We start from the raw sequence: 20,687 nt of genomic DNA, 5'->3' as shown, positions 1-20,687 counted from the left end.
TCACCTCCGCCCTCTGCGCACAGGCGGGACGGACGGCACCCGCCCGGCTCTCGGCCGCCGCACGCGGGGCTTCTCCTCCTCCGGAGGTTCCTCGTCGTACGCTTCCTCGCCGTACTCTTCCTCGCCGTACTCTTCCTCGTCTTCCGGCTCCTCCTCCGCGGCACGCGGGCGCCCCGCCTGCCGCATCGACTCGGCTCGCCCGTGCAGCTTCTCGGTCAGGGAGTCGATCTGCCTGCTCGTCGCGGCGACGGCGGCCGCCTTGCCGACCTCAAGCAGTTCTCCGCGCAGCCTGCCGGTGAGTTGCTCGATCTCCGGGGACGAGCCGAGAATCTTCAGCCCTTGCCCCAGGAGGCCCCCGCCACCATCGCTCTTTCGCAACGCACCGGCCACCCCAGCCGCCGCCAGGGCGGTCGCCCAGCGCAGCTTGCGACGCCGGCCCAAGTAATAACCTGCGGCGAGAGCCAGCGCCACTCGGCACCTGTCCTTCATGACCAGCCCTCCTCACTCGGCTGACCTGATCGGTCCCTCCCTGCCCGTGAAGCGGACACGGAAACACATAAACCCCAAAAATGGACAGAGCTTCGTTCGGCTGGCGACGATTACTCTACGTGAAAATAGAAATACGCAGACGCATCACGCATGGGGGTTCGTGCGATCACGATCAGGGTGGAGGGGGCTTCGGTGCCTGGAGTGACGCGGTTGACGCCCTGCCGGAACACCGCGGGGGCCTGCAGTTCCCCGGCAGGGCGTCCGGTCAACCGAGAGCCCTCTCCAGTTGTGCCTTGCTCATCTTGGAGCGGCCCTTGATGTTGCGGCGCCTGGCCTCCTCGTAGAGCTGATCCCGCGTACGGCCGCCCGCTCCGGAGTGCGAGCGCAGCCCTCCGCGCCGGCTCGAGGAGATGTCCTGAGTCGAGGTACGGCTGGCGGTCCGAGACTCACCGGCCCTGGCGCGTTCCTTGTTCACGGTCCGGGCGGCGATCTCCTTGGCCCGCTTGGTGCTTTCGCCCCGCTTCTTGGCGCTGTTCTTGATGTGCTCGTACTGTCGTTCCCGTTTCCGGCTTGATCCGCGAGGCATGTTTCCCCCTTTGCCCGATGTTCGCGGTTGGCGTGTTCGCCATCTACCCAGCTGAAAGCCACGAAACGAACCGGCCGCGCCTCCCGGGCGGGAGGCGCGGCCGCGTGGACTACAGGCCGGGCTGGGTGGGCGGCGGATAGCCGGGACGCGGCGACGGCGTGCCGGTTCCCGGCAGCGGCGCATCGGGCCGGGGGACCGAGTCACCGGCGTGCTGGGGCGGCACGCTGCCGCGCCAGGCGCCGGTCTCGCTGCCGCGGGTCTCGATGTAGTCCTTGAAGCGGCGCAGGTCGCCCTGTACGCGCATGCGGACGATCTGGAGCCAGTCGCCGGCGGTCTCGACGAAGCCCTCGGGGTCGTACTCCATCTGGAGGGTGACGCGGGTGGTGGTGTCGTCGAGGCGGTGGAAGGTGACGACGCCGGCGTGGTGGGGCTTGTCGAGCGTGTGCCAGGCGACGCGCTCGTCGGGGTGCTGCTCGGTGATCTCGGTCTCGAACTCGCGCTTCACCCCGGCGATCTCGGCCAGCCAGGTGGCGCGGGTGTCGGTGTGCTGCTTGACCGACTCCACCCCTTCCATGAATTCGGGGAACGTCTCGAACTGCGTCCACTGGTTGTAGGCGACGCGGATCGGGACCTTGACGTCTAGGGAGTACTCGATCGTGCTCATGGCCTCGCCCCCTGCCCGCCCTGGATCGCGGCTAACGTCAACCGTTCGACGGTCACCGTTCGGCCATGCGGCCCTATGACGTCCAACGGAGAGGTCCCGAACCGCGCAAGCCGTGGTCATCAACCGCACCCTGAAGCCCTCGCCGAGGCCGTCCGGCCGGAGGCCGGTGTCCTGTCCTGGCGGAGGCGCTGCCGGAGTTCGTCCGGGACCCCGGCACGGCACCGTGAACGTTTACCGCGTACACCTCGGGTAGCCGAGTTTTCGACAAAATCAACGTATCGGGATCGGTGAGAACATGATCATCATCGGCATCATCCTGCTGCTCCTGGGATGGCTGCTCGGCATCTCGCTGCTCTACACGATCGGCGCCATCCTGCTCGTCATCGGCGTGATCCTGCTCGTCCTGGGCTCCATCGGCCGTCCGGTCGGCGGCCGGCGATATTGGTTCTGACCGCGGAACGCGCTTGATGATGGCCTCGGCGACGTCCTTGAGCTGTTCGAAGTCGGTGTGCGGCGGGATCGGCGGGATGTCGGGGTCGCAGTGGCCGTCCAGGACGACGGGCCGGTCGGCGGCCAGGGCACGGTCCCAGGCCGGGCCGATCGCCTCGGGCTTCTCGACCTCGATGCCCTCCAGGTCCAGCGAGCTGGCGAAGCCGGCATAGGACACATCCGGCAGGGTCTGGGGCTCCTCGAACTTGGGCGCGCCGCCCATGGCCCGCAGTGTGCCGGGACTGGACGAACCGCTGGCGGTCCTCGGCGCGTCCCAGCGCCGCGATGATCCCGTTGATGCCGTCGCCCGAATAGCCGAACAGGTGCCCCACACCCCACTGACGCAGGCGCAGGAGCAGATAATCGGCGACGGTAGGAGCCATGACCAGGCGCTCCAACTACCGGCAGGTGCCGACCGGCGTGGTGATCCCGCGCACCGTTGACGCGGCGGTGGAGGCGGTGGCCGTGTGCCGCCGGCACGACGTCGCGGTGTTCTCGCGCGGCGGCGGGACGAGCCTGGCCGGGCAGTGCTGCAACACGGGCGTCGTGCTCGACTGGTCCAAGTACTGCCGCCGGCTGGTGCGGGTCGACCCGGAGCGCCCGCGAGCCGTGGTCGAGCCCGGGGCCTGCCTGGACGATCTCAACGCCGAGCTCTCCGGGTATCACCTGATGGTCGGGCCGAAGCCGTCCACGCATGACACGTGCACGATCGGCGGGATGATCGGCAACAACTCCTGCGGCGCGTCCGCCCAGACGTACGGCAAGATGGCCGACTCGGTGGCGCGCATGGAGGTGCTGACCTACGACGGCACCCGGATGTGGGTCGGACCGACCGACCAGGAGGACTACGAACGCATCCTCGCCGAGACCGAGGGAGGCCGGCGGGCCGAGATCTACCGGGCGCTGCGCGAACTCGCCGACGAGAACCTGGCGCTCATCCGCACCCGATACCCGCACATCCCCCGGCGCGTCTCCGGCTACAACCTCGACTCCCTGCTGCCGGAGAACGGCTTCGACCTCGCCCGCGCGCTGGTCGGCAGCGAGTCGACGCTGGTCACCGTGCTCCAGGCGGAGATCGATCTGGTGCCCGTGCCCAAGTACCAGTCGCTGGTGGTCCTCGGCTTCGAGGACATCGCCGCCGCCGGCGACGCCGTCCCCGCCGTGGCCGAACACGGCCCGCTGGCTCTCGAAGGGCTCGACCACACCCTCATCGATCTGGCCCGCGCCGAGCACGTCGCCAAGCAGAGAGTGCTGCGGGAGCTGCCCGAAGGATCGGGGTGGCTGATGGTGCGCTTCGGCGGCGACACCCGCGAGCAGGCCGACGAACGCGCCGACCGCCTGCTGCAGGACATCCACCGCTCCGAACACGATCCCCGCGTCGCCTATCTCGACGACCCGCAGGAGGAGGAGCGGCTGTGGAAGGTCCGCGAGGCCGGGCTCGGCGCGACCGCCTACCCGCCCGGCGACCCCGACACCCACGAGGGCTGGGAGGACGCCGCAGTCCCGCCGCAGCGACTCGGCGACCATCTGCGTGACTTCCGCGCCCTGCTGGAGGAGTTCGGCCACGGATCGGCGTCGCTGTACGGCCACTTCGGCCAGGGCTGCGTGCACACCCGGATCGGCTTCGACCTGGAGGACCCCGAGGGCACGGCCACGTACCGGCGCTTCGTCGAGCGCGCCGCGCGGCTGGTCGCCTCCTACGGCGGGTCGCTGTCGGGCGAGCACGGGGACGGCCAGTCCCGCGCCGAACTGCTGCCGATCATGTTCGGCGAGGAGATCGTAAGGCTGTCACCCACGAGGAGAAGCACACGACGCGGGGCCGGGCCCGCCTGCTGATGGAGATGATGCGCGGCATGCCGGGCGGCGGCGAGGACGCCGTCATCACCGACGGGTGGCGTTCCGAGGACGTCCGCGAGGCCCTCGACCTGTGCCTGGCCTGCAAGGGATGCCGCGGCGACTGCCCGGTGAACGTGGACATGGCGACCTACAAGGCCGAGTTCCTGTCCCACCACTACCATCGCCGCCTGCGCCCGATGTCGCACTACTCCATGGGCTGGCTGCCGCTGTGGGCGCGCCTGGCGTCGCTCGCGCCGGGCACGGTCAACGCCCTCGCCCACGCCCCACTCCTCGACCGGCTCGTCAAACGCGCCGGCGGCATCGACCAGCACCGCGAACTGCCCCACTTCGCCCGAAAGCGCCTGACCGACGAGTTCAACGGGTCTCACGTCGACGGGCCGCCGGTCCTGTTGTGGCCGGACACCTTCACCAACAACTTCCATCCCGAGATCGGCCGGGCCGCCATCCGCGTCCTGGAGTCGGCCGGGTTCCAGGTCCAGCTGCCACCGGTCCCGCTGTGCTGCGGGCTCACCTGGATCTCCACCGGACAGCTCGACATCGCCGAACGCGTGCTGCGCCGCACCCTCCGCGCCCTCGCTCCCCGGCTGCGCGCCGGGATCCCGGTGATCGGGCTGGAACCGAGCTGCACCGCCGTCTTCCGCGCCGACGCCCCGGAACTGCTGTCCGGCGACCCGGACGCCAGACGACTGGCCGGGCAGACCCAATCGCTGGCCGAGTTCCTGCTCGACCGGGCGCCGCAGGCGATCACCGCGCCGCTGCCCGGGACAGGCCGTAAGGCCATCGCCCAGCCGCACTGCCACCAGCACGCCATCTGGGGGTTCGACGCCGACCAGGAGGTGCTGCGACGCGCCGGCGTCCAGGCCGAGGTGCTGGACGTGGGCTGCTGCGGCCTGGCGGGGAACTTCGGCTTCGAACGCGGCCACTACGAGGTCTCCACCGGCGCCGCCGAGCTGGGGCTGTGGCCGGCGGTCCGGGAGGCCGACCCGGGCACGACCGTACTGGCCGACGGCTTCTCCTGCCGTACCCAGATCGCCTCCGGCACCGGGGTCCAGGCCCGGCACCTGGCCGAACTGCTCGCGGAGCTGCTGCGACCGACTTCGCCGCGGGCCCCCGGCCGGACCGGCGCGCGGGCCCCTCACGTGGCATGAACGACGAACGGTATCCGGCGCAGGTGCTGCGCGAGTACGCGCTCCTCGCTGACGGTGAGCGCGGTGCCGTCGTGGGCCCGCGCGGGGAGTTGTGCTGGATGTGCGCGCCGCTATGGGACAGCGACGCGATCTTCGCCTCGCTGATCGGCGGGGCCGGCGTCTACGCCGTCACGCCGCGGGAGCGCTTCGTGTGGAGCGGCGCCTACGAGCCGGGCTCGCTGATCTGGCGCAGCCGGTGGGTGACGACCCCCGGGATCATCGAGTGCCGCGAGGCGCTCGCGTTCCCCGGCGAGCGCGGGCGCGCCGTGCTGCTGCGCCGGATCATCGCCCGGCACGGGGACGCGCGGGTGCAGGTCGTCTGCGACCCGCGACCCGGGTTCGGCGCGTGCCGGCCGCGCTTCCGCGGTGCGTGGGAGGCGGACGGGCAAGGTCTGTGGTTCCGCTGGACCGGCGCCGAAAAGGCGAGGCCCGGGCACGGTCTGGAGCTGGAGCTCACCGTCCCCGCCGGGGAGCACCACGACCTGGTCCTGGAGATCGCCGACCGCCCGCCGCGCGGCGGGCCGCCCGACGCCGGCCGCGCCTGGCACGCCACCGAGCAGGCGTGGGGCCGCGCGATGCCGCGCCTGCACACCATCGCCGACCGGGACGCCCACCACGCCTACGCCGTCATGCGCGGCCTGACCGGCGCGGGCGGCGGCATGGTGGCCGCGGCCACCACCAGCCTGCCCGAACGCAGCGAGGCCGACCGCAACTACGACTACCGGTACGTCTGGATCCGCGACCAGTGCTACGCGGGCCTGGCGTCGGCCGCCGCCGGGGCCTACCCGCTCCTGGACGACGCGGTGCGCTTCGTGGGCGCGCGGCTGCTGGAGGACGGGCCGCATCTCAAACCCGCCTACACCGGCACGGGCGGACCGGTGCCCGAGCAGCGCCGCCTGGACCTGCCCGGCTACCCGGGCGGCTACGACCTGGCCGGCAGCCGGGTGACCCACCAGTTCCAGCTGGACTCCTTCGGCGACGCCCTGCTGCTGTTCGCCGCCGCGGACCGGCACGACCGGCTCGACGCCGACGGCCGCCGCGCGCTGCGTACCGCGGTGGCGGCCGTCGAGGAACGCCGGCGGGACCCGGACGCGGGCATCTGGGAGCTGGACGACCGCGCCTGGACGCACAGCCGCCTGAACTGCGCGGCCGGGCTGCTCGCCGTCGGGGAGAACGCGCCGTCCCCGCCGGCGACCCGCGCGGCAAGCGCACGCTGAACGCGTACCTGGCCGCCCTCACCGAAGACGGGTACGCCTACCGGTTCCGGCACGACGACCGGCCGCTCGGGGAGACCGAAGGCGCGTTCCTGCTCTGCGGATTCCTCGTCGCGCTCGCCGCCCACCAGCAGGACGACCTGCCGACCGCGCTGCGCTGGTTCGAGCGCAACCGCGCCGCGTGCGGCCCGGCGGGCCTGCCGGCCGAGGAGTACGACGTGACGCAGCGGCAGATGCGCGGCAACCTCCCGCAGGCCTTCGTCCACGCGCTGCTCCTCGAATGCGCCGCCCGCCTGAACGAGTGAGACGGCCTTTACCTCATCGGGGGTTACCGGATCGGCCGGCGGGCAGCGGAACGGCGAGAGGGGCCGCTGATGAGCGAGGTGTGGTGGATCGTAGGACGCGGGTTGCTCGGCGGCCTGCTCGTGATGGTCTTCGCGGTGATCGGCGAGATGCTGACGCCCAAGCGGTTCGCCGGCATCTTCGCCGCCGCCCCCGCCGTGGCCCTGGCCGGGATGACCATCACCGTGCTGCACGAGGGCGAACATCAGCTCGACGAGTCCGCGCTCGGCATGATCGCCGGATCGGTCGCGCTGGTGGCCTACTGCGCGGCGGCCGTGCCGCTCGTACGCCACCTGGGCGCCTTCGCGGGCTCGCTGACGGCGCTCGTGGTGTGGGCGGCCGTCGCCGGCGCGGGCTGGGCGCTGATCACATGAACGCGATCCGGCTGCAGCCGGCCAAGCTGCGGGACACGCCGGTAGGCGGGATGGTGGTGCGCTTCGCCTTCGGGGCGATCGTCTCCGTGGCCGCCGGGCTGGTCGGGCTGCGCTGGGGGCCCGTGGCGGGGGGAGTGTTCCTGGCCTTTCCCGCCATCCTCGCGGCCACTCTGACCCTCATCGAGGAGGAGGAGCATCGGCGCGACCCGGCCGCCCAGGACGCCCGCGGCGCGGTGCTGGGCGCGACGGGCATGATCACCTTCGCCGCGTGCGTGTGGGCGCTGGCGACCCTGCTGCCAGCTCCGCTCGTCCTGGCGGTGGCCACCGTGGCCTGGGCGGTCGTCGCGGGTCTGCTGTACCTGGCGTTCGGCGCCCGCCGCGGCCGATGAGCCGTCAGCCGGACGTGGGAGCGGCCTGGCCGTACGCCGGCCAGGCCGCCCCATGTTCAGCGGGTGTTCAGCAGGGTGTCCAGGTGACTTTCAGCTGGCCCTCCAGCGACCCCCACTGGCCCGACTGACTGCACCCGAACCAGCGCTGTCCGACGAGCGTGTCCCCGGCGTAGTAACTGAGGACCGTGAGGTTGTCGCCTCCCGGTGGAGGCGGCGGAATGGCATGAGCCGGCGTCGAGCCGACGGCGAGCATGGCGGCGATCATCGTCGCCGCGACAATCCCCTGCTTAACTCTCACGAAGGTCCCTCCAGGAGCACGTGAACTTCAAGCAACGCGACCGAACTTTATTCTCTCCGGATCACGTGACCTGTCAACATCATTGCGCCGGCGTCCCGTACACGCTGACCTCGGTGAGGTGGAACGACAGGTTGGCGGTGTTGTACGTGCCGATCACCCGTACGTACCGGGCCTTCGCCTCGGTGGTCATCGTGTCCCCGGCGTCGGTCGCGGCCCGGGGGCCGCGGCGCCCGCCGAGGGTGTACCAGGTGACGCCGTCGAGGCTGCCCTCCAGCCGGTACTCGTAGTAGCGCCCGCCCCCGACGTAGTTGCGCACGTTGACGCGCGAGACGTCGTCGACCGTCCCGAGATCGACCTGCCACCAGGTCGTGTCCCAGGTCATCTGGCTGGCGAAGTACGGCGAGTTGGCCCGGCTGCCGTCGTTCGCGTGCTCGGGGCCCCGGTTCGGCTCCCAGCTCAGCGCCGTGACCGGCTTGCGGAGGCTCTGCAGGGTGTCCTGCGCGCCGTCGCGGGCGGTCGACGGGGCAGGCGCGGGATCGGTCAGCACGGCGATCGCCTGCTGACCGGTGTCCCGGTTGGCCGCGCTGGTGAACAGCCCGGCGTCGAGCGCGGCGGCGGCGCCTGGGACGCGGGCCGCCCCGATCACCGCCCAGTTCCTGCCGTCGCCGCTGCACGACCCGGTGAGCCGGTCGCCGGACCTGCCGACGCGCACGTGTACGGGCGGCGCGAACCCGCCCACCTCGGCGTACGAGTCGAGCTGCCCGTTGCCGTCGGAATCCCAGCTGAACACGCAGCCGTGGCCGGGTGTGACGGCGATGTTCGCGTAGCCGGTGGACCCGGGGGTGGCCAGGTCGTCGCTCACCACCAGCCCGGACCGGGTCCAGTCCGACGCGCCGTCCTGGCGCAGCACCGTGCTGACGAGCTGCTGCCCGTCGGCCAGGGCGTCCGCGCGGTAGGCGGTGGCCAGCTCGTTGGACTCCCGCCACAGGTCCGCGCCGCCCGCCGCGATCGCGATCCCGTCGCCGGTGGCAGCGAACTCGGCCTGCGTGTTGCTCATCGTCCGGTACGACGCGGGCGCGGCTCCGGCGACCAGCAGGCGGGTCGAGGCCGTGTCCCGCTGTTCGGCGTCGTCGGAGCGCCAGGAGGCGGTGGCGTCCAGCGCCGGGGTACCGCCCGGGGCCTCGCCGGCGGGAACGGTCACCGTCCAGGTCACGGTGAGCTTGTCGCGCGGTGCGACGTGGTCCGCGCGGGTCGGCGAGGTCGCCCGCACCTGGTATCCGCGCGGGGCGCTGAGCTGGAGCGTCACCCGGCCGGTGGGCCGCAGCGTGTTGTCGTTGGTGAACACGGCGGTGACCTGTACGGTCCCGCCCGGCTTGACGCCCTTGCGGTCGGCCCCGACGGTCACCGCGCCGTCGGGCGTCGCGGCCACCCGGCTCGCCTCGGTGTAGGCGTCGCCGCGCGGCTCGGAGGCGAGCTTGGTGCCGGCCTTGGCCCAGTCCTGGGCGACGGCCATCCAGTCGATCGGCTCGGGATAGTCCTTGCCCGAGCGCAGCGCGGTCTTCAGGCTGTCGAAGAACAGCTGCCACCGCTTGGCGTAGTACTGCCCGACGAGACCGTTCATCTCCCTGCGGGCGTAGTCCTGCAGGCGGGCGCCGGAGGCCCAGAGCGTGACCAGCGACTTCAGGTTGTAGTCGAGGGTCGCCGCCTCGGCCGGGGTGGCGGCCTGCCGTCGGGCCTCCTTCTGCCATGCGCCGAGCAGGAAGTTCTCGTCGGTGCCGAGCAGCCGGTCCATCAGCCGCATCCGGTCCGTCCACTGGCCGGTGAGGCGCTCGAAGCGGTCGAGATCCTTGGCGCGGTAGGCGGCGCGGATCTCGGGCAGCTGCAGCCGGCTGTGGTTGGCCAGCACCTGCCGTGCGACGTCGACGAGGTCGTAGCGGTAGGCGCCGGAGCCGCGCAGGCGCCGGTCGACCTGGAGCAGCTCGTCGAGCGCCTTGTCGAAGGCGGCGATGTCGTACTGCAGCGGGTAGCCGGTGTTCGCCAGGCCGGGCTCGTCGTCGTACAGGCCGGTGACGTGCCGGCTGTCGGCGCCGGCGGGCCAGCTGTAGACGGTGTCGAGGAGGATCCGCCAGGCCGCCTTGGCGTGCGGATCGTCGCCGCCGTACCGGGCGGTGGCGTAGTCGTCGAACCACTGCCGCATGTCGACCGGGCCGTCCTGCCACGGCAGGTCGGCGAAGAACGCGACCGCGGCCGGGTTGTTGTCGATGGCCTCCGGCATCAGCGCGATGCCGTTCATCGCCGTGCCGGACTTGCCGCGCCAGGCGTGGAACTTCTGGTTCCACAGCGTCAGGCGGGCGCCGAGGTTGAAGTGGCCGCCGAAGTTCCAGATGGTGCCGAACGCGTACCCGGTGCCGAGGAAGTCCTTGTCCCGGTCGGTGATGCCGGATTCCTCGCTGATGCCGTCGACGATGAACATCTTGGTCCGGTCGATGGCCTGGAGCGTCGCCGGGAGCGGGTTGCTCTGCCAGCCCAGGATCGTCCAGAGCGCGCCGGGGTGGGCGTCGTTCAGTGCCCGCTGCACCGCCTGCGACGCCTGCGCGACGTTGACCGTGCCGGCCGTGCCGCCCTCGTGCAGCAGGTCCATCTTGTACATCGTGCTGGGCCCGAACAGCTCGGTCTGCACCCGGTAGAACGTGGCCGCGACGCGCGCGAAGACCGGATCGGTCGGGTCGAGCCAGTGGGGGCGTTCGAGCTGGTTCCAGGTGCCCTGCGGCACGGTGTTGGCGCCGGGGTTGCGGACCTTGAAGTCGGTCGGCACGGTGCCGAAATAGCCGGGCAGCACGGGGACGATGCCCAGGGAACGCAGGCGGTCGGCCATCTTGCGGCCGAGTTCGATGCGCCGGTCGATGAGTTGCTGGGAGATCGGGCTGTCGGTGCAGCACATGTTCTGCAGCAGCCACCAGGACTGGTGGCCCGGCTGCGGGATCCACTCGCGCATCTGCTGGTCGGAGTAGCCGAACTCCATGAAGGTGCGCTGGTAGACCGCCTCCTGGCCCTCGTAGACGAGCACCTCGTTGATGCCGTGCAGCGCGAGGACGTCGATCCGCCGCTGCCACTCCGGCCAGCTCAGATACGCCCCCGCATAGCCCTGGTTGGTGTCGTTGAGGGCGAAGCGATGGTCCACCGAGGAGTCCTTGGCAATGGGAGCCGCGGGCAGCGGGAGGCGCTGGGGCAGGTCCACCTGGGAGCCGTTGATCGAGACGTCGGCGTGCGCCACCTGGCGCAGGTAGTAGCCGAAACCGGTCAGCTGCACCGCGGGCGTCGTGCCGGCGACGACGAGGCGGCCGTTCTCGCCGTACACCTCGAACCGGTCCCGGCCCGTGCCCTTGTCGATCGCGCGCAGAGTGACCTGCCTGGCGCGCGAGGTCCCGATCAGCCGTTCCAGGGCCTGCGCCGCCGGGCCGTCGAGCCGGGCGGACGCCTCCTGCGCGGGGGTGCCGGCCGCCGCCGCGGGCTGGGCGGCGAACGGGACGGCGAGCATCGTGAGCAGGACGGCGAGCGCCGCCAGGAGCGGTCGCCGTCGGCGCGGTAACGGGGCGGCGGAGATCTGCGGTGTCATGGGGGGCGGCCACCTCCGGGAGGGCGAACCTATTATGTAAAGACTTTTCGTAAGGTCTCTGCGAAATATACTCAGCCGGAGACGACAGAAGGTCAAGAGGGGCGTTGATGACGGAGGAGCGGCCGGCGGGCACACCGGTCCTGCGGAGGATGAACCGGGCCGCGGTGCTCGACGCGGTCCGGCGGCGCGCGCCGGAGCCCGTACGGGTGGCCGAACTCGCCCGGCTGACCGAGCTCACCCGCCCGACGGTCGCCCAGGCGGTGGAGGACCTGCTGGCCGCCGGCTGGCTGCGGCAGGTCGCGCCGCAGCAGGCCACGGTGGGCAGACCGGCCACGCGGTTCTCGCTGAACGGCCGGGCGGCGCCCGTTCTCGCCCTGGACGTCGGCCCGCACACCGTGACGGCGGGGATCGCCGACCTGGCCGGCGAGCGCCTCGCGCTGATCCGCCGGCCGGTCGGCCGTCGTGGTGCCCGGCACCTGCTCGAGGCGGTCGACGAGGCGACGGGCGCGGCTCTGGCGGCGGCCGGCCTGGCCGCCGAGCAGATCGCGGCGGTCACCGCGGCGACCCCGGGCATCGTCGAGGTGGCCACCGGCCGGGTGCTGTTCGCCCCGAGCGTGCCGGGCTGGCCGGAGATCGACCTCGCAGGACGCCTGCGCGCTCGTTTCAGGTGCGCGGTCACGGTGGAGAACGACGCGAACCTGGCCGCGCTGGCGGCCGTCCGCCAGCACACCGGCGCGGGCACCCTGCTCGCGGTTCAGTGGGGCGAGCGGCTCGGAGCCGGGGTCGTCATCGACGGGCGGCTGCACCGGGGCGCGGGCCAGGCCGGCGAGATCGGCTTCATCCGTCCGATCGGCGACCTCCCCGACCCGGCCGGGGACGGCCGCGGGCCGCTGGAGCGCGCGATCGGCGCCGAGGCGATCGTCGATCTCGCCCGCCGCCGCGCCGCGGGCCAGCCGGAGTCCGGGCTCGCCCGCGCGACGGACGCGGCCGCCGTCTTCGCCGCCGCCGCCGACGGCGACCCGATGGCCGTGGAGGTCGTCGACCGGGTCGCCGCCGTCTTCGCCGAGGCGATCGCCCCCGCCGTCCTCGTGCTGTCGCCGCACGCGATCGTGATCGGCGGCGGCATCGCCCGCGCCGGCGCGGTCCTACTGGACGCCATCGCACGGCACCTCGAGGACCTGACCCTCACCCCGCCGAGCGTGGAGCTGTCGGAGCTGGCCGAGGGCACCGTGCTCACGGGCGCGATCCAGCTGGCCCTGGACGAGGTGTGGCGCGACACCCTGGCCGGCTGCTGACCTCGCGGTCAGCAGGACAGCGCCGCGCGCACCGCCTTGGCGCGTTCCTCGGTGAAGACCCCGGTGTCGAGCAGGTCGAGGATCGACAGGACGCGGCCGCCCGAGGCCCAGCTGCCGTCCTCGATCACCCGGAAGTTCACCCACCACGCCGGGGACGGGGCCGGCACCAGGACCGCGTCGGTCAGCGTCCGGGCCAGCGCGCGCCGCTGCTCGACGCTGAGCCGTCCCTGCGGCGCGGTCACCGTGATCACTGTCATCGTTTCCTCCTGTGACGGTCGTCCTCAAAGGGCGAAACAGGCCCGCAGCTCCGGGGGCAGGGCCGCGGGGTCGGGTTGGAAGATCTCCAGCAGGAGCCGGTCGGGGCCCTCGGCCATGGCGTGGCGGGCGGTGGGTTCGCGGCGGATGCCGGTGACCGGGACGCCCATGGCGCGCAGCCGTTCCACGACGGTTTCCAGCTCGTCGGTGGTGGGCGTGGTGCAGGTTGATCACGGTGTCGGCCCGTTTCCGGTCGGGAGCGGGTCGCGGGCCAGGACGAGTTTGGTGGTACGGGCGGCATAGGCCGTGGGGGCGTCGTCCCAGTCCGCGAGCAGGGTGATGACGCGTTCGGCGGGGAAGCCGGTGCGGTGGACGAACTCCAGGAGGTCGGGCAGGGTGGCGCGGGCATGGGAGACGCCTACCCGGAGGGTGGTGTCGGTGGCGTACATGCGCATGAGGGGGACGCGGGTGCCGGTCGCCAGGTAGTAGCCCACCGCGGTGCACACGCCGCCGGGAGCCGTCGCGGCCAGCGCCCGGCGCAGGCCCGGGGCTCGTGAGGTGGCCTCGACGACGATGTCGTACGTGTCACGGACGGGGCCCGACAGTGGACGGGCCTCGGCGCCGAAGGATTCGGCGATCTGGCGCCGCCCGGGGGCGTCGTCGAGGTAGTGGACGGTCGCGGCGCCGTGGGCGACGGCGAGCCCGGCGGCGTACAGACCGATGCTCTTGGCGCCGCCACCGAGGATGAGCACCTTTGCGCCTTCGCGGCGGGCGAGCGGCGGGACGACCGTCCGCCAGGCGTCGGCGAGGTTGTCGCTCGCCGCGGCGACGCGAAGCGGCGGTACGCCGTCCGGGACGGGGACGAGCATGTGGTCGGCGTGGGGGACGCGGATCCGGTCGGTGACCATGCCGCCCCACGGGCCGCTGGCGGGGCCGAAGCCATAGGCGGCGAGGGTGCCTCGGGTGGTGGTGGCGCATTTGGAGGTGAGCCCGGCCAGGCAGCGGGGGCAGGTGCCACAGGAGACCGCCCAGGGGACGACGACGGTCTGGCCGATCCGGATCCGCCGCACGCCGGACCCGACGGCGACGACTTCGGCGACGCACTCGTGGCCGATCGGGAAGGGCCCCTGGAAGGGGATCTTCCCGCAGATGGAAGCCACGATCGGGTCCACCAGGCCGAGTGCCATCCCCGCCTGCAGCGCTCGTGAGACCGGCCGGTGGATCGGGAGGGTGTCGCCGTCGCAGCGGCCGGCCAGGAACGGGCGGACGACGGCGTCGCCCGGCTTGGCCGGTCGAGGCGCGGCACGTTCGCGCCAGGCGAGGCGGCCGCTGCGCAGGAAGACGAGTTCGCGCACGCTGCCGGGGGTCATCGCCGCGCTCGCGGACCGACCGCCGTACCCACGGTCTCACGCATCCGTGGCGTCCTCGACCAGCCCGCTCTTGCGCCGGTCCGACAGCGCCCCCTCCGGGACGGTGACGTCGACGCGGAAGCGCGGCAGGTCGTCCTCGGCGGTCGTCTGCGCCCGCGCGGGCGGCTCGGTCAGGTGGCTCCACGCCTGGGCGCGGAAGAACGCCGTGTCCGGGGCGCCCTCCCAGCGCAGCAGCGCCCGCGCGAGCTCCCGCTGAACCTCTGCCCGGCCCTGGTCGGTCAGCGCCCCGGACGGGGCGGTGAGCTGGATCATCGGCATGAGACACCTCCTGGGAGGACGAGTTATGACGATCGTTATAACCGCTGCTCACGGTAGGCTATAACGCACGTCATAATCAACCTGGGGTACTACATGGCACAGCGGGAACCGCGGTCACGGGAGCGGATCATCTTCGGCGCGGCCGACCTGATCCGGCGGCGCGGCCTGGCCGGGAGCACGGTCCGGGATCTGGCCGCGCACTCCGGCGCGCCCCTCGGCTCCACCTACCACTACTTCCCGCGCGGCAAGCAGCAGCTGGCCGCCGAGGCGGTCCGGTTCGCCGGCGACCTGGTCACGCGGGTCCTGGAGCGGGAGCTTCGGGCCGGCCCGGCGGCCGGTCTGCGCGCGTTCCTGACCTTGTGGCGGCAGACCGTCCTCGACAGCGACTTCCGCGCCGGCTGCCCCGTCCTGGCCGTCGCGGTCGAAGAACCTCCCGCCGACGGCCCTCCCGAGGCGATCGACGCGGCCGCCGAGGTGTTCGGCACGTGGGAACGGATGCTCGCCGCGTCACTGCGCGACCACGGCGCCGGCCAGGCCCAGGCCGCCCAGCTGGCCACCCTGATCGTGGCGGCGACGGAGGGCACGGTGGCGATGTGCCGCGCCCAACGCGACATCCGTCCCCTCGACGATGTCACCGCCCAGCTCGAAGCACTGGTCCGGCACGCGACCGGCGGTCCTTGTCACTCTGGCGAGCGAACGACCTACCGCGAGTGACGATAGTTCTGGGATGCTTCGCCCTGGTACGAGCACGTCGCGGTCACGGTGGAGGCGGACACATTGCGGCTGAACGGAGACGAAGGACTTGGCGCGCGATTCCGGGTGGAGCGGGGGGCGACCGTCGCCGAGGGCAGGGCCGAGGTGCTGTTCGCCCATGACGAGGAGCTGGACCTCCCCGTCGTGCTCAAACGCACCCATTCGGGTGAGGCCCGCGCTCTCGCCAAGCTCGTCCATCCCCACATCGTCACCGTCCACGACGTCCTGACCGTGGACGACGGTCCTCGGGCCGGCACCTGGCTGGTCATGGAGCGGGTGCCGGCCGGAAGCCTGTCGGGCAGGAGGTTCTCACCCCAGGAGGCGGCCCGCATCGGCGCGCAGATCGCCGACGCGCTGACGGCGCTGCACCGCAAGGGGCTGATCCATTGCGACGTGAAGCCCGCCAACATCGTCATGGACGCCGAGGGGCTGGCGAAACTGGCCGACTTCGACGCCGCGCGGCGGATCGGGGGCGTGGAGACGATCTCGCCCGAGCGCCCGATCTCCTACACGCCCGACTACGCCGGACCCGAGCTCATCGGCGGCCGCCCGGCCCCGGCCTCCGACGTGTTCTCGCTCGGCGCCACCGTCTACGCGCTGGTCGCCGGGAATCCCCCTCGCCCCTGGGCCCACGGCGAAGGAGACGAGCGCGTCCCCGACGACGACCGGCGAATGGCGGGATGGGCGGCACACCACGGCGTCATCGAGATGAGCGCGGACATCGGGCCGCTGCGTCCGGTGCTGACGGCGATGCTCCAGAGCGAGCCGGGCAGGCGGCCGGCCGCGGCCGGAGCCCGCGACGCGCTGCGCGACATCACCGACCCGCCCCCGCTGTGGCGGCGGACCCGCGATGCCGCCAGGCGCCGGTGGCCGGCGCTCACCGCGGGGGCGGCCGCCCTGGCGCTGGCCGCGACCGGGACCGCCTGGCTCGCCGACCGCGACGATCGTCCCACCGCTCCTCCGCCGGTCTCGGTGCCCCGGACGTCCGGCGCGCCCCGCGAAAAGGCGGGGATCGTCGTGTCCAAAGGCCCCTCGACGACCTATGGCAGTTGCCGGAAGAACTGCGCCTTCGTCGAGTTCCGGGCCACCGGCCTCAAGCCGAACACGAAGTACGTCTTCCGGCCGTACACCGACAACTGGGGGGCGTTCAACCCTGGAGCGACGCTCACCAGCGACGAGAACGGCGAGCAGCACACCGACGACCGGTTCCCGTGCAACGCGACCGGCCAGAAGGTGTGGATCGTCGCCGAAGGGCCGGACGGGGAACGAGTCGTGTCGAACAGGTTCACCTGGCCGGCCGGATGATCAGGGGGTGCTCAGCCCTCCTGCTCGGTGGGGCGCACCAGCAATTCGTTGATCGCGACGCGCCGGGGCCTGGTCACGATGTAGCTGATCGCGTCGGCGATGTCCTCGGCCCGCATGCGCTCCACGGAGGAGAACCGCTGGTTGATCTGCTCCTGGATCTGCGGGCGGTTGTGGCCGGTCAGCTCGGTCTCCACCGCTCCGGGCTCGACCAGCGACACCCGGACGTGCCGCCCGGCGAACTCCTGGCGCAGCGACTCGCTGAAAGCCCCCACGCCGTGCTTGGTGAGGTTGTAGACCCCGCTGCCGCTGCGCGCCACCCGCCCGGCCACCGAGCTGATGTTCACCATGTCGGCCACCTGGCGGGGGCCGTCGGCGGCGGCCCGTACCAGGTAGGGCAGCGCGGCGTGCGCGCAGTAGAGCACGCCGAGCACGTTGACCTGCACCATGCGCTGCCACTCTTCGAGCGGCGCGTCGGCGGCCGGGCCGAGCAGCATCACCCCGGCATTGTTGACCAGGGTGTCCAGCCGTCCGAGCTCGGTCGCGGTGCGCTCCACGACCTCCTTGGCCTGCCGTTCGTCGCCGACGTCGGCCACGAGCGTCAGCGCGGTCCCGCCCTGGCCGCGGATCTGGTCGGCCAGCTCCTCCAGGCGGTCGGCTCGCCTGGCCACCAGCGCCACGGTGGCTCCCTGGGCGGCCAGCGCCAGCCCGGTCGCGGCCCCGATGCCGCTCGACGCTCCCGTGATCAGCGCCACGGTGCCGTTCAGCCGATCCGCCATGGAAGCCCTCCGTCAGCCACGTTCGTGATTCACCTCGCAGATTACTCCGCCGCCCGCCGGACCCGGTCTCGGGGCGGCGCGGCTCGCGTGAGGCCCCGGACCTGCGACGAGGCGGGGCCTCGCACCCGTCAGGACCGGTCGCGCTCCTCGACGAGCTGGAGGGCGACGTCGATGATCATGTCCTCCTGGCCGCCGACGTAGCCGGCCTCGCCGACCCGCTGCAGGATCTCGTGGGCCGGTACGCCGTACCGCTCGGCGGCGCGCTCGGCGTGCAGCAGGAAGCTGGAGTACACCCCCGCGTACCCCTGCGTGATCGCCGATCGGTCGGCGAACGGCAGGCGGTTCAGGAACGGCCTGACCACGTCCTCGGCGGCGGCCAGCGCGCTCTGCACGTTCACCCCGGTCGGGATGCCGAGCCTTTCGAAGGTGGCGACCAGCACCTCGGTGGGCGAGTTGCCCGCACCTGCGCCCAGCGCGCACAGCGCGCCGTCGATCTGGCGGGCGCCGTTCTGGGTGGCCAGCACCGAGTTGGCGACGCCGAGCGAGAGGTTCTGGTGGCCGTGGAAGCCGACCTCCGCCTGGTGGCCGATCTCGCCGACCAGCGCGCTGACGCGGGCCTGGGCCTCGCCGAGCACGAGGGCGCCGGCCGAGTCGACCACGTAGACGCACTGCGCGCCGCCGTCCACCATGATCCGGGCCTGCGCGGCCAGCTCGGCCGGGCCGATGCGGTGCGACAGCATGAGGAAGCCCACCGTCTCCATGCCCAGCTCGCGGGCGGCGGCGAAGTGCTGCAGCGACACGTCGGCCTCGGTGCAGTGGGTGGCGATCCGCGCCACGGAGGCCCCCGCGCCGTGGGCCTTGCGCAGGTCCTCGACCGTGCCGAGGCCGGGCAGCAGCAGGACGGCGATCTTCGCGCTCTCCGCCTCGTCCACGGCGGCGGCGACGAGCGTGATGTCGTCCTCCAGCGAGAACCCGTAGTTGAACGACGAGCCGCCCAGCCCGTCGCCGTGGGTGACCTCGATGACCTCCACCCCGGCGCCGTCCAGGGCGTGCACGACGCCGCGTACCTGCTCCTCGGTGAAGCGGTGGGCCATCGCGTGGCTGCCGTCGCGCAGGGTGGAGTCGGTGATCCTGATCTTGCCGGTCATGCGCCCACCTTCGCGAGTCGCTCGCCGACGCGGGCGGCCGCGGCGGTCATGATGTCGAGGTTGCCGGCCCACGGCGGCAGGTAGTCGCCGTTGCCGCGGACCTCGAGGAAGACGGCGACGCGGGCCATGCCGTTCCAGATGTCGCGCGGCGGGTCGAACTGCGGCTCGGCCCGCAGGGTGTAGCCGGGCACGTACGCGGCCACCTCGGCCGCCATCGCCTCGATCGACGCGCCGATCGCGGCGGTGTCGGCGTCGGCGGGGATCGCGCAGAACACCGTGTCCCGCATGATCATCGGCGGGGTGACGGGGTTGAGGATGATGACCGCCTTGCCCTTGGCGGCGCCGCCGACCGTCTCGATGGCGCGCGCGGTGGTCTGGGTGAACTCGTCGATGTTGGCCCGCGTGCCCGGGCCGGCCGAGCGGGAGGCGATGGAGGCGACGATCTCGGCGTACGCCACCGGGACCACGCGGGAGACGGCGTGCACGATCGGGATCGTCGCCTGCCCGCCGCACGTGATCATGTTGAGGTTGGGCGCGTCCGACAGTGTGTCCAGGTTGACCGGCGGGCACACGAACGGGCCCACGGCGGCGGGGGTGAGGTCGATCGCGGTGATCCCCGCCTCGGCGTAGCGGGGGGCGTTGGCCGCGTGCGCCTTGGCGGAGGTGGCCTCGAAGACCAGGTCGGGCAGGGTGTCCTGGGCCAGCAGCCAGTCCACGCCGCCCGCCGAGGCCTCGACGCCGAGCGAACGGGCCCGGGCCAGGCCGTCCGAGCCCGGATCCACGCCCACCATGGAGTGGACCTCGACGGCCTCGCTGCGCAGCAGCTTGACCAGCAGGTCGGTGCCGATGTTGCCGGGGCCGACGATGGCCGCCGTCAGTCTGCTCACGACGCCTGCCTGAAGTTCGCGGTGACCGTGCCGAGCCCGGCGAACGTGGCCGTCACGATGTCCCCCTGCTCGACGGGGATGGCCGCGGTGACCGAGCCGGGGAGCACGACGTGCCCGGCCTCCAGCGCCACCTTGCGCTCGCCGAGGACGTTCGCCAGCCACACCAGCGCGTTCAGCGGAGATCCGAGTACGGCGCCGCCGGCGCCCGTCTGGACCAGCTCGCCGTTGCGGTGCAGCAGGCAGCCGGTCAGCGCCAGATCGGCGTCCGCGAGCGGCGTCGGCCGGGTGCCGAGCACGAACCCGCCGCTGGAGGCGTTGTCGGCGATGGTGTCCGCCAGCGTGATCTTCCAGTCCGCGATGCGCGAGTCGATGATCTCCAGGGCCGGCAGCACGAAGTCCACCGCGGCCGCCGCCGTCGCGGCCGTGACGCCCGGGCCTGCCAGCGGTCTCTTGAGGACGAAGGCGATCTCCGGCTCGATGCGCGGCTGCAGGAAGCGCGCGGCGTCGATGGGGGCGCCGTCCATGTACGCCATGCCGTCGAGCAGGTGACCGTAGTCGGGCTGGTCCACCCCGAGCTGGCGGCGCATCACCGCCGAGGTCAGGCCGACCTTGTGCCCCACGATCCGGGCGCCGCCCGCCTGCCACGCCTCCACCTGCGCGAGCTGGATCTCGTACGCATCAGAAACCGACATGTCCGCGTATGTCGTGGTGAGCGGCGCGATCGGGGTCCGCGTGGCGTACGCATCCAGCAGCCCGGCCACGGCGTCACCTGTGGAACGAGGGTCCATCGTGATCCTTCCGTTGTTCTCCCGGGCAGACCTTGCTGCTCGAAGGCGACGCCGGGCAAGCGAACCGTCCCGCCAGGCGGGCCGGGGGAACAACGGGCCGCGCGTCCTGTCGAGGCTTCGCGCGCACAGCGCGGGGGTGTCCTTGATGAGGCGGGTCGTCGCGAGGGTGCCGGCGGGGTCCTGGTGATAGAGCTCGACGACGGCGTCCAGCGCCCGCCGCAGCGCCGTCCAGTCGTCCTCGCCGGCGGGGCGGGCGCGCAGGGCGGCGGCGACTGTCGGCCTCATCG

At 72.4% G+C, this 20,687-nt stretch carries 23 protein-coding genes; 9 read left to right on the top strand and 14 right to left on the bottom strand.

Annotated elements, in window-relative coordinates; all coding sequences use genetic code 11:
- The 4 genes from AB0J87_RS40765 to AB0J87_RS40750 all read right to left on the bottom strand — a co-directional run bounded on the left by AB0J87_RS40765 (nt 1) and on the right by AB0J87_RS40750 (nt 2,451).
- Nucleotides 1-489, bottom strand: a complete 489-nt coding sequence (locus AB0J87_RS40765) for a hypothetical protein (RefSeq protein ID WP_363975029.1) — start codon at nt 487-489, stop codon at nt 1-3.
- Between the two features lie 265 nt (nt 490-754).
- Entirely contained in the window at nt 755-1,075 is a 321-nt protein-coding gene (locus AB0J87_RS40760) for a plasmid stabilization protein (protein ID WP_355199900.1), read from the bottom strand.
- Nucleotides 1,076-1,184: 109 nt separating this feature from the next.
- On the bottom strand, nt 1,185-1,739 hold the full coding sequence (locus AB0J87_RS40755; RefSeq protein ID WP_363975026.1) for an SRPBCC family protein: 555 nt from the start codon (nt 1,737-1,739) through the stop codon (nt 1,185-1,187).
- A 73-nt stretch (nt 1,740-1,812) separates the two neighbouring features.
- Entirely contained in the window at nt 1,813-2,451 is a 639-nt protein-coding gene (locus AB0J87_RS40750; RefSeq protein WP_363975023.1) for a hypothetical protein, read from the bottom strand.
- 158 nt (nt 2,452-2,609) lie between these two features.
- Here AB0J87_RS40750 and AB0J87_RS40745 point away from each other — a divergent pair, with 158 nt between their 5' ends.
- The 6 genes from AB0J87_RS40745 (at nt 2,610) to AB0J87_RS40720 (ending at nt 7,591) form a co-directional block, all read left to right on the top strand.
- Complete coding sequence (locus AB0J87_RS40745) at nt 2,610-4,064, top strand: FAD-binding oxidoreductase (protein ID WP_363975020.1); 1,455 nt, start codon at nt 2,610-2,612, stop codon at nt 4,062-4,064.
- A gap of 5 nt (nt 4,065-4,069) precedes the next feature.
- Nucleotides 4,070-5,233 (top strand): heterodisulfide reductase-related iron-sulfur binding cluster, encoded by a 1,164-nt coding sequence (locus tag AB0J87_RS40740; protein ID WP_363975017.1) that lies wholly within the window; start codon nt 4,070-4,072, stop codon nt 5,231-5,233.
- Nucleotides 5,230-6,489 carry a glycoside hydrolase family 15 protein gene (locus tag AB0J87_RS40735; protein WP_363975014.1) on the top strand — a complete coding sequence of 420 codons (1,260 nt, stop codon included), beginning with the start codon at nt 5,230-5,232 and terminating at the stop codon, nt 6,487-6,489. Before AB0J87_RS40740 ends, AB0J87_RS40735 begins: the two co-directional genes overlap by 4 nt.
- Nucleotides 6,372-6,791: a glycoside hydrolase family 15 protein gene (locus AB0J87_RS40730; protein WP_363975884.1), complete on the top strand. Its 420-nt coding sequence runs from the start codon at nt 6,372-6,374 to the stop codon at nt 6,789-6,791. The genes AB0J87_RS40735 and AB0J87_RS40730 overlap by 118 nt, the downstream gene beginning before the upstream one ends.
- Nucleotides 6,792-6,860: 69 nt before the next feature.
- Nucleotides 6,861-7,202: a DUF3147 family protein gene (locus AB0J87_RS40725; RefSeq protein WP_363975011.1), complete on the top strand. Its 342-nt coding sequence runs from the start codon at nt 6,861-6,863 to the stop codon at nt 7,200-7,202.
- Nucleotides 7,199-7,591, top strand: a complete 393-nt coding sequence (locus AB0J87_RS40720; protein ID WP_363975009.1) for a DUF3147 family protein — start codon at nt 7,199-7,201, stop codon at nt 7,589-7,591. The genes AB0J87_RS40725 and AB0J87_RS40720 overlap by 4 nt, the downstream gene beginning before the upstream one ends.
- Before the next feature lie 67 nt (nt 7,592-7,658).
- Here the strand turns inward: AB0J87_RS40720 and AB0J87_RS40715 are convergent, their stop codons facing one another.
- The gene (locus tag AB0J87_RS40715; protein WP_350735747.1) at nt 7,659-7,889 is read right to left on the bottom strand and encodes a hypothetical protein; all 231 of its coding nucleotides are present in this window, start codon (nt 7,887-7,889) and stop codon (nt 7,659-7,661) included.
- 79 nt (nt 7,890-7,968) lie between these two features.
- Nucleotides 7,969-11,505, bottom strand: a complete 3,537-nt coding sequence (locus tag AB0J87_RS40710; protein WP_363975005.1) for an alpha-N-acetylglucosaminidase TIM-barrel domain-containing protein — start codon at nt 11,503-11,505, stop codon at nt 7,969-7,971.
- Nucleotides 11,506-11,612: 107 nt separating this feature from the next.
- Here AB0J87_RS40710 and AB0J87_RS40705 point away from each other — a divergent pair, with 107 nt between their 5' ends.
- The gene (locus AB0J87_RS40705) at nt 11,613-12,800 is read left to right on the top strand and encodes an ROK family transcriptional regulator (protein WP_355199908.1); all 1,188 of its coding nucleotides are present in this window, start codon (nt 11,613-11,615) and stop codon (nt 12,798-12,800) included.
- A gap of 8 nt (nt 12,801-12,808) precedes the next feature.
- Here the strand turns inward: AB0J87_RS40705 and AB0J87_RS40700 are convergent, their stop codons facing one another.
- Genes AB0J87_RS40700 through AB0J87_RS40685 form a run of 4 tightly spaced genes read right to left on the bottom strand, consistent with a single transcriptional unit; the run spans nt 12,809 to nt 14,743 of the window.
- On the bottom strand, nt 12,809-13,057 hold the full coding sequence (locus AB0J87_RS40700; protein ID WP_363975002.1) for a tautomerase family protein: 249 nt from the start codon (nt 13,055-13,057) through the stop codon (nt 12,809-12,811).
- A 24-nt stretch (nt 13,058-13,081) separates the two neighbouring features.
- On the bottom strand, nt 13,082-13,243 hold the full coding sequence (locus tag AB0J87_RS40695) for a hypothetical protein (protein WP_363974999.1): 162 nt from the start codon (nt 13,241-13,243) through the stop codon (nt 13,082-13,084).
- A 42-nt stretch (nt 13,244-13,285) separates the two neighbouring features.
- Nucleotides 13,286-14,425: an alcohol dehydrogenase catalytic domain-containing protein gene (locus tag AB0J87_RS40690; RefSeq protein ID WP_363974996.1), complete on the bottom strand. Its 1,140-nt coding sequence runs from the start codon at nt 14,423-14,425 to the stop codon at nt 13,286-13,288.
- A 36-nt stretch (nt 14,426-14,461) separates the two neighbouring features.
- The gene (locus AB0J87_RS40685; RefSeq protein ID WP_363974993.1) at nt 14,462-14,743 is read right to left on the bottom strand and encodes a hypothetical protein; all 282 of its coding nucleotides are present in this window, start codon (nt 14,741-14,743) and stop codon (nt 14,462-14,464) included.
- 93 nt (nt 14,744-14,836) lie between these two features.
- Here AB0J87_RS40685 and AB0J87_RS40680 point away from each other — a divergent pair, with 93 nt between their 5' ends.
- Together AB0J87_RS40680 and AB0J87_RS40675 are read left to right on the top strand one after the other, a co-directional pair.
- Nucleotides 14,837-15,457, top strand: a complete 621-nt coding sequence (locus tag AB0J87_RS40680; protein ID WP_363974990.1) for a TetR/AcrR family transcriptional regulator — start codon at nt 14,837-14,839, stop codon at nt 15,455-15,457.
- A gap of 63 nt (nt 15,458-15,520) precedes the next feature.
- Nucleotides 15,521-16,801 (top strand): serine/threonine-protein kinase, encoded by a 1,281-nt coding sequence (locus AB0J87_RS40675; RefSeq protein WP_363974987.1) that lies wholly within the window; start codon nt 15,521-15,523, stop codon nt 16,799-16,801.
- A gap of 11 nt (nt 16,802-16,812) precedes the next feature.
- Here AB0J87_RS40675 and AB0J87_RS40670 read toward each other — a convergent pair whose 3' ends face one another.
- The 4 genes from AB0J87_RS40670 to AB0J87_RS40655 form a co-directional block, all read right to left on the bottom strand.
- Nucleotides 16,813-17,577, bottom strand: coding sequence for an SDR family NAD(P)-dependent oxidoreductase (locus AB0J87_RS40670; RefSeq protein WP_363974984.1), 765 nt, complete (start codon nt 17,575-17,577; stop codon nt 16,813-16,815).
- Nucleotides 17,578-17,705: 128 nt separating this feature from the next.
- A complete protein-coding gene (gene dmpG / locus AB0J87_RS40665) occupies nt 17,706-18,725 on the bottom strand; it encodes a 4-hydroxy-2-oxovalerate aldolase (protein WP_363974981.1) in 1,020 nt (339 codons plus the stop codon).
- The gene (locus AB0J87_RS40660) at nt 18,722-19,612 is read right to left on the bottom strand and encodes an acetaldehyde dehydrogenase (acetylating) (RefSeq protein WP_363974978.1); all 891 of its coding nucleotides are present in this window, start codon (nt 19,610-19,612) and stop codon (nt 18,722-18,724) included. Before AB0J87_RS40660 ends, dmpG begins: the two co-directional genes overlap by 4 nt.
- Complete coding sequence (locus AB0J87_RS40655) at nt 19,609-20,685, bottom strand: fumarylacetoacetate hydrolase family protein (RefSeq protein WP_363974975.1); 1,077 nt, start codon at nt 20,683-20,685, stop codon at nt 19,609-19,611. The genes AB0J87_RS40660 and AB0J87_RS40655 overlap by 4 nt, the downstream gene beginning before the upstream one ends.
- Between the last annotated feature and the right edge of the window lie 2 nt (nt 20,686-20,687).

This window comes from Nonomuraea sp. NPDC049625 (assembly GCF_040675285.1).
In the GTDB taxonomy this organism is placed as follows: domain Bacteria; phylum Actinomycetota; class Actinomycetes; order Streptosporangiales; family Streptosporangiaceae; genus Nonomuraea; species Nonomuraea angiospora_A.
Note: the sequence above shows the minus strand (reverse complement) of the source record. Positions and strands in the feature narration are given on the sequence as shown.

Excerpts from the sequence above, each read along its gene's own strand:
- AB0J87_RS40745 (WP_363975020.1), top strand. The coding sequence starts at position 2,610 with ATGACCAGGCGCTCCAACTACCGGCAGGTGCCGACCGGCGTGGTGATC.
- dmpG (WP_363974981.1), bottom strand. The coding sequence starts at position 18,725 with ATGACCGGCAAGATCAGGATCACCGACTCCACCCTGCGCGACGGCAGC.
- AB0J87_RS40760 (WP_355199900.1), bottom strand. The coding sequence starts at position 1,075 with ATGCCTCGCGGATCAAGCCGGAAACGGGAACGACAGTACGAGCACATC.
- AB0J87_RS40740 (WP_363975017.1), top strand. The coding sequence starts at position 4,070 with ATGATGCGCGGCATGCCGGGCGGCGGCGAGGACGCCGTCATCACCGAC.
- AB0J87_RS40680 (WP_363974990.1), top strand. The coding sequence starts at position 14,837 with ATGGCACAGCGGGAACCGCGGTCACGGGAGCGGATCATCTTCGGCGCG.
- AB0J87_RS40720 (WP_363975009.1), top strand. The coding sequence starts at position 7,199 with ATGAACGCGATCCGGCTGCAGCCGGCCAAGCTGCGGGACACGCCGGTA.
- AB0J87_RS40725 (WP_363975011.1), top strand. The coding sequence starts at position 6,861 with ATGAGCGAGGTGTGGTGGATCGTAGGACGCGGGTTGCTCGGCGGCCTG.
- AB0J87_RS40755 (WP_363975026.1), bottom strand. The coding sequence starts at position 1,739 with ATGAGCACGATCGAGTACTCCCTAGACGTCAAGGTCCCGATCCGCGTC.
- AB0J87_RS40700 (WP_363975002.1), bottom strand. The coding sequence starts at position 13,057 with ATGACAGTGATCACGGTGACCGCGCCGCAGGGACGGCTCAGCGTCGAG.
- AB0J87_RS40710 (WP_363975005.1), bottom strand. The coding sequence starts at position 11,505 with ATGACACCGCAGATCTCCGCCGCCCCGTTACCGCGCCGACGGCGACCG.
- AB0J87_RS40735 (WP_363975014.1), top strand. The coding sequence starts at position 5,230 with ATGAACGACGAACGGTATCCGGCGCAGGTGCTGCGCGAGTACGCGCTC.
- AB0J87_RS40750 (WP_363975023.1), bottom strand. The coding sequence starts at position 2,451 with ATGGGCGGCGCGCCCAAGTTCGAGGAGCCCCAGACCCTGCCGGATGTG.
- AB0J87_RS40705 (WP_355199908.1), top strand. The coding sequence starts at position 11,613 with ATGACGGAGGAGCGGCCGGCGGGCACACCGGTCCTGCGGAGGATGAAC.
- AB0J87_RS40690 (WP_363974996.1), bottom strand. The coding sequence starts at position 14,425 with ATGACCCCCGGCAGCGTGCGCGAACTCGTCTTCCTGCGCAGCGGCCGC.
- AB0J87_RS40765 (WP_363975029.1), bottom strand. The coding sequence starts at position 489 with ATGAAGGACAGGTGCCGAGTGGCGCTGGCTCTCGCCGCAGGTTATTAC.
- AB0J87_RS40655 (WP_363974975.1), bottom strand. The coding sequence starts at position 20,685 with ATGAGGCCGACAGTCGCCGCCGCCCTGCGCGCCCGCCCCGCCGGCGAG.
- AB0J87_RS40685 (WP_363974993.1), bottom strand. The coding sequence starts at position 14,743 with ATGCCGATGATCCAGCTCACCGCCCCGTCCGGGGCGCTGACCGACCAG.
- AB0J87_RS40670 (WP_363974984.1), bottom strand. The coding sequence starts at position 17,577 with ATGGCGGATCGGCTGAACGGCACCGTGGCGCTGATCACGGGAGCGTCG.